Annotated in this window: 8 protein-coding genes; 1 reads left to right on the plus strand and 7 read right to left on the minus strand. The window is 63.1% G+C overall.

Going from position 1 to position 7,580, the window contains the following annotated elements; genetic code table 11:
- Positions 1-8: 8 nt before the first annotated feature.
- The 3 genes from NKI41_RS05645 to NKI41_RS05655 form a co-directional block, all read right to left on the minus strand.
- Entirely contained in the window at positions 9-1,145 is a 1,137-nt protein-coding gene (locus tag NKI41_RS05645) for an ABC transporter permease (protein ID WP_352501093.1), read from the minus strand.
- Positions 1,142-2,020: an ABC transporter permease gene (locus tag NKI41_RS05650; RefSeq protein WP_352681856.1), complete on the minus strand. Its 879-nt coding sequence runs from the start codon at positions 2,018-2,020 to the stop codon at positions 1,142-1,144. The genes NKI41_RS05645 and NKI41_RS05650 overlap by 4 nt, the downstream gene beginning before the upstream one ends.
- A 427-nt stretch (positions 2,021-2,447) precedes the next feature.
- A complete protein-coding gene (locus NKI41_RS05655) occupies positions 2,448-3,239 on the minus strand; it encodes an ABC transporter ATP-binding protein (RefSeq protein WP_352681858.1) in 792 nt (263 codons plus the stop codon).
- Between the two features lie 161 nt (positions 3,240-3,400).
- On the opposite strand from NKI41_RS05655, the gene NKI41_RS05660 reads away from it, so the two are divergent.
- Entirely contained in the window at positions 3,401-3,805 is a 405-nt protein-coding gene (locus tag NKI41_RS05660) for a cupin domain-containing protein (protein WP_023720850.1), read from the plus strand.
- Positions 3,806-3,840: 35 nt separating this feature from the next.
- Here NKI41_RS05660 and NKI41_RS05665 read toward each other — a convergent pair whose 3' ends face one another.
- Genes NKI41_RS05665 through NKI41_RS05680 form a run of 4 tightly spaced genes read right to left on the minus strand, consistent with a single transcriptional unit; the run spans position 3,841 to position 7,395 of the window.
- On the minus strand, positions 3,841-4,182 hold the full coding sequence (locus tag NKI41_RS05665; protein ID WP_352681860.1) for a hypothetical protein: 342 nt from the start codon (positions 4,180-4,182) through the stop codon (positions 3,841-3,843).
- 29 nt (positions 4,183-4,211) lie between these two features.
- Complete coding sequence (gene hydA, locus NKI41_RS05670; protein WP_352681863.1) at positions 4,212-5,663, minus strand: dihydropyrimidinase; 1,452 nt, start codon at positions 5,661-5,663, stop codon at positions 4,212-4,214.
- A gap of 58 nt (positions 5,664-5,721) precedes the next feature.
- Positions 5,722-6,972 (minus strand): Zn-dependent hydrolase, encoded by a 1,251-nt coding sequence (locus NKI41_RS05675; protein ID WP_352681865.1) that lies wholly within the window; start codon positions 6,970-6,972, stop codon positions 5,722-5,724.
- A 3-nt stretch (positions 6,973-6,975) separates the two neighbouring features.
- A complete protein-coding gene (locus NKI41_RS05680; protein ID WP_352503192.1) occupies positions 6,976-7,395 on the minus strand; it encodes an endonuclease domain-containing protein in 420 nt (139 codons plus the stop codon).
- Positions 7,396-7,580 lie beyond the last annotated feature (185 nt).

Raw genomic sequence — 7,580 nt, forward strand, 5'->3', positions numbered from 1 at the left:
CACCGCCCCTATCCACCACGGACAGAGGGATGCCAAAACGTGACTGCTCTCTCGAAAAGAGCGACCACGCCATAAAAGACCGAACCCGCAAGTGCTGCAACTGCGATTTCCGCCCACACCATGTCGATGTTCATCCGCCCGACTTCCGTCGAAATGCGGAATCCCATGCCGACCACCGGCGTGCCGAAGAACTCGGCGACGATGGCGCCGATCAGCGCCAGCGTCGAATTGATCTTCAACGCATTGAAGATGAAGGGTGCCGCCGCCGGCAGCCGCAGCTTGAACAGCGTCTGCCAGTAGCTCGAGGCATAGGTGCGCATCAGGTCGCGCTCCATATGGCCGGAGGCGGCAAGCCCGGCGACGGTGTTCACCAGCATCGGGAAAAAGGTCATGATGATGACCACCGCTGCCTTTGACTGCCAGTCGAAGCCGAACCACATGACCATGATCGGCGCGACGCCGATGATCGGCAGCGCCGACACCATATTGCCGATCGGCAAAAGCCCGCGCCGCAGGAACGGCACGCGGTCGGCGGCGATGGCAACGAGGAAGCCGGCGCTGCTCCCCACCACATAGCCGAAGATAACCGCCTTGAAGATGGTCTGCCTGACATCGGCCCCCAGCACCGGCAGCGAGCCGACGATGCGTGCACCGATGGCGCTTGGCGGCGGCAACAGGATGAAGGGAATGCCGGCACCACGCGTCACCGCCTCCCAGATGATCAGGATCCAGGCGCCGAAGATGGCCGGAATGATCAGGCGCAGGGCGGTTGACGCCCAGCGCGACGTCGGGCGAAACGACGACAAGACCGTTACGCAGCGCCAGGCCAAAAACCACGCCGCGACGAGCAGCAGATAGAAGGATGCGCGAGCGCTGCCCTCATTGCCGGTTATGCCGGCGAGCAGCATCCACGCTGCGCCATGCGCGCCAAGGAACAGCAACACCACCCCGATCATCGGTGGAAAGTTGTCGGCCTCGATTGCCACGAGCAGCAAAATGAAAATCAAAACCGCAGTTGCCATGCCGTAACCGGGCGTAGCGCTGACGAGCGGCCAAAGAAGCAGCGCGCCGGCAAGCAGGACAAGCGCGGCATAGCCCTGCCAGGATCGAGGCGTGATTGAGGAAAGGCTCAGGATGGAGCTCATGCCGGCCTCCCGCCCATGGCGCGGTCGACAAGGCGCCCGGCGATGCCGACGACCATCACCAGCAGCGCCGCGACCACCGACCCGGCAACCAGAGCCGACCAGATGTCGATGGTCTGGCTGTAGTAGGCGCCGGCGAGCAATTTGGCGCCGATGCCGGCGACGGCGCCGGTCGGCAACTCGCCGACGATGGCGCCGACCAGGCTGGCGGCCACCGCCACCTTCATCGAGGTAAACAGGAACGGCACCGAAGCCGGCACCCGCAATTTCCAGAAGGTCTGCGAGGCACTGGCATTATAGGTGTGCATCAGGTCGAGATGGGTGAGCTCGGGCGAGCGCAGTCCCTTCACCATGCCGACCGCCACCGGGAAGAACGACAGATAGGTCGAGATCAGCGCCTTCGGGATAAGCCCGGTGATGCCGACCGCCGCCAGCACGACGATGATCATCGGCGCCACCGCCAGGATCGGAATGGTCTGCGAGGCGATGATCCACGGCATCAGACTGCGGTCGAGCGTCGCCACATGGACAATGCCGACGGCGATGACGATGCCGAGCGCCGTGCCGAAAGCAAAGCCGAGCAGTGTTGACGACAGCGTCACCCAGGCATTGTAGACAAGGCTGCGGTTCGAGGTGATGCTGCGCAGAAAGGTGTTTTCGAAAAAATTCACCGCCACCTGATGCGGCGCCGGCAGCGTCGGCTTCGGCTGCGCCAGCGTCTTGCCGATGAATTCCACAATACCCGGTGTCTGATTGGCGCGGCGGTCGAGATCGCGCTGGAACGGTGCGTTGAGGACAACGGCCATGACGTACCAGACGACGACCACGCCCAGGAGGATCGAGGTCACCGGAACGATCTTGTCGCGAAACGAGTCCATCTAGCAGGCCTCGCCGGGTAAGCGCCCTCCTCTCCCCAACGGGGAGAGGGTGACTGGAGCGAAGCGGAGGCCGGGTGAGGGTGACCGCGCTTTTGTCATCCTAGGGCGGAACCGCCGCGAAGCGGCGTGCGTATCGGGAGCGCCCCACCACGCTTTCGTTATCCTAGGGCGAAGCAAGGAGCGAAGCGACGCGGCGCAGACCCTAGGATCCATGCCATTATCTCCCCGCTCCGCAACGGTGCTGAAAATGGCTTCCTCCACACCGCTCTGCCCGGCGAATATTCTGAACCGCTTGCGCCTTTCGGCTAATGTCACGGCATGGATCCTAGGGTCTGCGCAGGCCGCTTCGCGGCTGCTCCGCCCTAGGATGACGAAGGCATGGGGGGCCCCGCTAGCCCCGACGGGGAGAGGAGGGAGCTCATCCCGCTCAATCATCATAGCTGTGCCCCGCCCTCAGCCCGTCGCGCACGCGTGCCGCGATGGCCAGGAACCCCGGCGTCTCGCGGATATCGAGCGGCCGCTTTTTCGGCAGCGTCGATTCTATGACGTCGCTGACACGCCCCGGGCGCGGCGACATGACGATGATGCGCGTCGACAGATAGACCGCCTCGGGGATCGAATGGGTGACGAAGCAGATAGTCTTGTTGGTGCGCTCCCAAAGCTCCAGCAGCTGTTCGTTGAGGTGATCGCGCACGATCTCGTCCAGCGCGCCGAACGGCTCGTCCATCAACAAAAGGTCGGCGTCGAAGGCGAGCGCCCGCGCGATCGAGGCGCGCTGCTGCATGCCGCCCGAAAGCTGCCAGGGGTATTTCTTCTCGAAGCCGCTGAGATTGACAAGGTCGAGGGTTCGCTTGATGCGCGCCGCCTGCTCTGCCCTGGACAGGCCCATGATCTCCAGCGGCAGTGCCACATTGCGCTCGATGGTGCGCCACGGATAAAGTGCAGCCGCCTGGAAGACATAGCCATAGGCGCGGCTCTGGCGCGCCTGCTCGGGCGTCATGCCGTTGACGGAGATGGCTCCCGATGTCGGCTTCTCCAGATCGGCGATGACGCGCAGCAAGGTCGTCTTGCCGCAGCCGGAGGGCCCGATGAAGGACACGAATTCCCCCTTGCCGATCGTCAGGTCGACATTCGACAGCGCCTGTACCGGACCATCATTGGTCTGGAAGGTCAGTCCAAGCTTGCTTGCCGAAACAACGGCTGGCGATACTCCCGTCATCGGCCGTAGCCTGTCGCTTCCGGCCACTGCGGCGCCGGCCGGAATCCCATTGATTTTACCCAGATGTTGCTTTCCACTCGCCCAGTCCTACTCGCCGCAGTTCTACGCGCGCCAGTTCTATGCGCCCTTGTCCCATCAGATAGACGCCCGGAGTTGCCCCCATGTCGCCCAAACCGACTTGCCATCTTATCCGCCCTGAAAGCTCTTATGAAGGCAAGCAGGGCCTGAGTTATTTCGCCGGTATCGCCGCCGAAACAGTCGGCTCGTCCGGCATCTGCATGCATCTGCTGACCATGCCGCCGGGTGCCCGCGCCAAGGCGCATATGCACGAAAACCATGAAACCGCGATCTACGTGCTCTCCGGCGAAGTCCATACCTGGTATGGCGACCGGCTCGAACAGCATATCGTGGTCAAGGCCGGCGATCTTTTCTATATTCCCCCCGGCGTGCCGCATCTGCCGGCCAATCTGAGCGACAGCCCCGCCTCGGCGGTCATTGCCCGAACCGATCCCAACGAACAGGAAAGCGTCGTCCTGCTGCCGGAACTGGACGGGTTGGTCGCCTGACGCCGGCATCGAGGCGGCGGTCGTCATCGGCACCGTCACGAACATGATTTCAGCGGCCCGATCTCCTCAAGGCCGGGAATGGTCACGAAGAAACCGTCCCCTCCTCTGTTGATGACCTTGACGACATCCGTGGTCGAGCCCTCCTCGCCCTCGGCGAAACAGCTGGAGCTCAACAACAGGGTGCCAGGCGCCGCCGTCAGTCGCTGTGCGAACTGGCAGCCGCTGCCATAGGTTTCGACGCCGTCGGCGGTCAGCACGACATAATCGTCGCTGTCCTGATAACCGAGCCGTACACCAGCGCAACCGACCTCATTGCCAAAGGAGCCGGCAAGGACGTCAGCCGCCGCCGGCCCGGCGGCAAGGATCACCGCGGCCATTGAGATAATCGCTCCGTGGCTCGCCAAGCTCAAACGCCCGTCGCCGGGATGCCCGTCCGTTCCACCTTGCGCGGCGCGGAAATTTCCTTCCACGTCGACAGCGCCCGGTTGACCGCCGCGTTCGGCTCGCGAGCGACGAATTCGCCATGGCCGGGCTTCGCCTTGACCTCGTTTTCCTCGATCGACAGTTCGCCGCGCGAGAAGACAAAGCGCGGCAGGCCGGTTACCTCAAAACCCTCGAAGACATTGTAGTCGATCACCGACTGCTGCTTCTTGGCCGTGATCTTCTTCTTGCGCATGGGGTCCCATACGAGGATGTCGGCGTCCGCGCCTTCGACGATGGCGCCCTTCTTCGGGTACATGTTGAGGATCTTGGCGATGTTGGTCGAGGTCACCGCGACGAACTCGTTCATCGTCAGCCGGCCGGTCTTGACGCCGGTCGTCCACAGCACCGGCAAACGATCCTCGAGCCCGCCCGTGCCGTTCGGGATCTTGGTGAAGTCGCCGACGCCGTTGCGCTTTTGTTTGGTGGTGAAGGCACAATGGTCGGTCGCCACCACTTGCAGCGATCCGGCCTGCAGGCCGGCCCACAGCGAATCCTGGTGCAGTTTGTTGCGGAAGGGCGGGCTCATCACCCGGCGCGCCGCATGGTCCCAGTCCTTGTTGAAATATTCGCTCTCGTCCAGCGTCAGGTGCTGGATCAGCGGCTCGCCGAATACCCGCATGCCTTTCTGCCGCGCCCGGCGGATGGCTTCGTGCGCCTGCTCGCAGGAGACATGCACGACATAGAGCGGCACACCGGCCATGTCGGCGATCATGATGGCGCGGTTGGTCGCCTCGCCTTCCACTTCAGGCGGGCGCGAATAGGCGTGTCCCTCCGGGCCGCTGTTGCCCGCCGCCAGCAGCTTCTGCGACAGCGCCGCCACAACGTCGCCATTCTCGGCATGGACCAGCGGCAGCGCGCCAAGATCGGCACAGCGCTGGAACGACGAATAGAGCTCGTCGTCATCGACCATCAGCGCGCCCTTGTAGGCCATGAAATGCTTGAACGAGGTAATGCCCCTGTCGACGACGGTGGCCATCTCGTCGAACACCTGCTTGCCCCACCAGGTGATCGCCATGTGGAAGGAATAGTCGCAGGACGCCTTCGAAGTCTTGTTGTCCCACATCTGCAGGGCCTCGAGCAGCGACTGCTGCGGCCCTGGCAGGCAGAAATCGACGACCATCGTCGTGCCGCCGGCAAGGGCCGCGCGGGTGCCGGATTCAAAGTCATCGGCCGAATAGGTGCCCATGAACGGCATTTCGAGATGGGTATGCGGGTCGATGCCGCCCGGCATCACATAGCAGCCGCTGGCGTCGAACTCATGGTCGCCATGCAAATCCGAGCCGATGCCGATGATCTTGCCGTGCTTGAACAGCACGTCGGCCTTCCACGTGCGGTCGGCGGTGACGATGGTGCCATTCTTGATGACTTTGGACATTTTCTTGTTCCCTTATTCTCTTCGCGCTTCTTGTGAGCGGCGTTGCGAGGCTATCCCATCATTCGACAATCACCGCCGTGTCGACGACCGCATGGAACAGCACGTCGGCGCCGGCCGCTGCCCATTCCTTGGTGATTTCCTCGGCCTCGTTGTGGCTGAGCCCGTCGACACAGGGGCACATCACCATTGCGGTGGGTGCGACGCGGTTGATCCAGCAGGCGTCATGGCCGGCGCCGGAGACGATGTTGCGATGCGTATATCCCAGGCGCTCCGCCGCATCCCGCACAGCCTTGACGCAGCCCGCGTCGAAAGTGACCGGGTCGAAATGGCCGACCTGCTCGATTTGATATTTGATGTCGAGCGCGTCGCAGATCGTGTCGATGCCTTCGCGGATGCGCTCGTCCATGGCGTCCAGCACCTCCTTTTCCGGCGAGCGGATGTCGATGGTGAAGACGGTGCGCCCGGCGATTATGTTGCGCGAGTTCGGATAGACCTCCATATGGCCGACCGCGCCGACGGCGTCGGGCTGATAGTCCATGGCGATCTCGTGCACCAATTCGATCACCCGCGCCATGCCGAGCCCGGCATTGCGGCGCTTCGGCATCGGCGTCGAGCCGGTATGCGCCTCCTTGCCGGTCAGCGTCACCTGCAGCCATTTCAACCCTTGCCCATGGGTGACGACACCGATGTCGATGCCCTCGTCCTCGAGGATCGGGCCCTGCTCGATATGCAATTCGAAGAAGGCGTGGATCTTGCGCTCACCGACTTTCTCGGTGCCCTTCCAGCCGATCCGTTCGAGTTCCTCGCCGAATTTCTTGCCGTCCTTGTCGACATGTGAATAGACGTCGGCCTGGTCGAGCACGCCGGCGAATACCCCGGACGCCATCATCGCCGGCGCAAAGCGGGCGCCTTCCTCGTTGGTCCAGTTGGTGACGACGATCGGATGCTTGGTCTTGATGCCGAGATCGTTGAGCGAGCGCACGACCTCCAGGCCGCCGAGCACGCCGAGCACGCCGTCATACTTGCCGCCGGTCGGCTGGGTGTCGAGATGGCTGCCGACATAGACCGGCGGCAGGCTGGGGTCGGTGCCTTCGCGACGGGCAAACATCGTACCCATCTCGTCGACGCCCATTTCGAGCCCCGCCTCATCGCACCAGCGCTTGAACAGATGCCGCCCTTCGCCGTCCTCGTCAGTAACAGTCTGGCGATTATTGCCGCCGGCAATGCCGGGGCCGATCTTCGCCATCTCCATTATCGAATCCCACAAACGGTCTGAATTGATTCGCAGATTCTCGCCGGGGGCGGCCATATTCTAAAACCTCATCGGTTGTGGCACGCCAGCGTCCCCCTCCCCCTCGAGGGGAGGGTGGCCGCGAAGCGGTCGGGTGGGGTCGGCTGACATGCGCGCGACCTTCTCCTTGACCACCTGTGCGACATGCCAAGCGCTGTTTATGACATCGGGCTCATCGACGCGAAAGATATCGAACCCGAGCGATCGCAGATAGGCATCACGGACGGCGTCGTGCCGTTTGCCCTTCTCCTGTTCGTGCAGATCACCATCGATTTCAACGACCAGCTTTACCGCAAGGCAGGCAAAGTCGACGATATAAGGCCCGATCGGACACTGGCGGCGGAATTTCATCCCGGCCGATTTCAATTCGCGCAGTTCATACCAAAGCAGCGATTCGCCTTTGGTCGCATGAACTCGAAGCGCGCGCGCCTTCTGGCGCATTTCGAAGCTCACGCGGGTCCGGGGCATCACAGGCACCTATGCGGCCGAAGGTCAGGCTGGCGCGCTGCCGCGCCGACCCCACCCGGCCGCTTCGCGGCCACCCTCCCCTCAAGGGGGAGGGAAAGCTGCAGCGCGTTCCTCAATCCACCGCCCTCAGCACTTCGCGCACGTGGTCGATCAATTCG

The organism is Mesorhizobium sp. M0601, assembly GCF_040320845.1.
GTDB lineage: Bacteria > Pseudomonadota > Alphaproteobacteria > Rhizobiales > Rhizobiaceae > Mesorhizobium.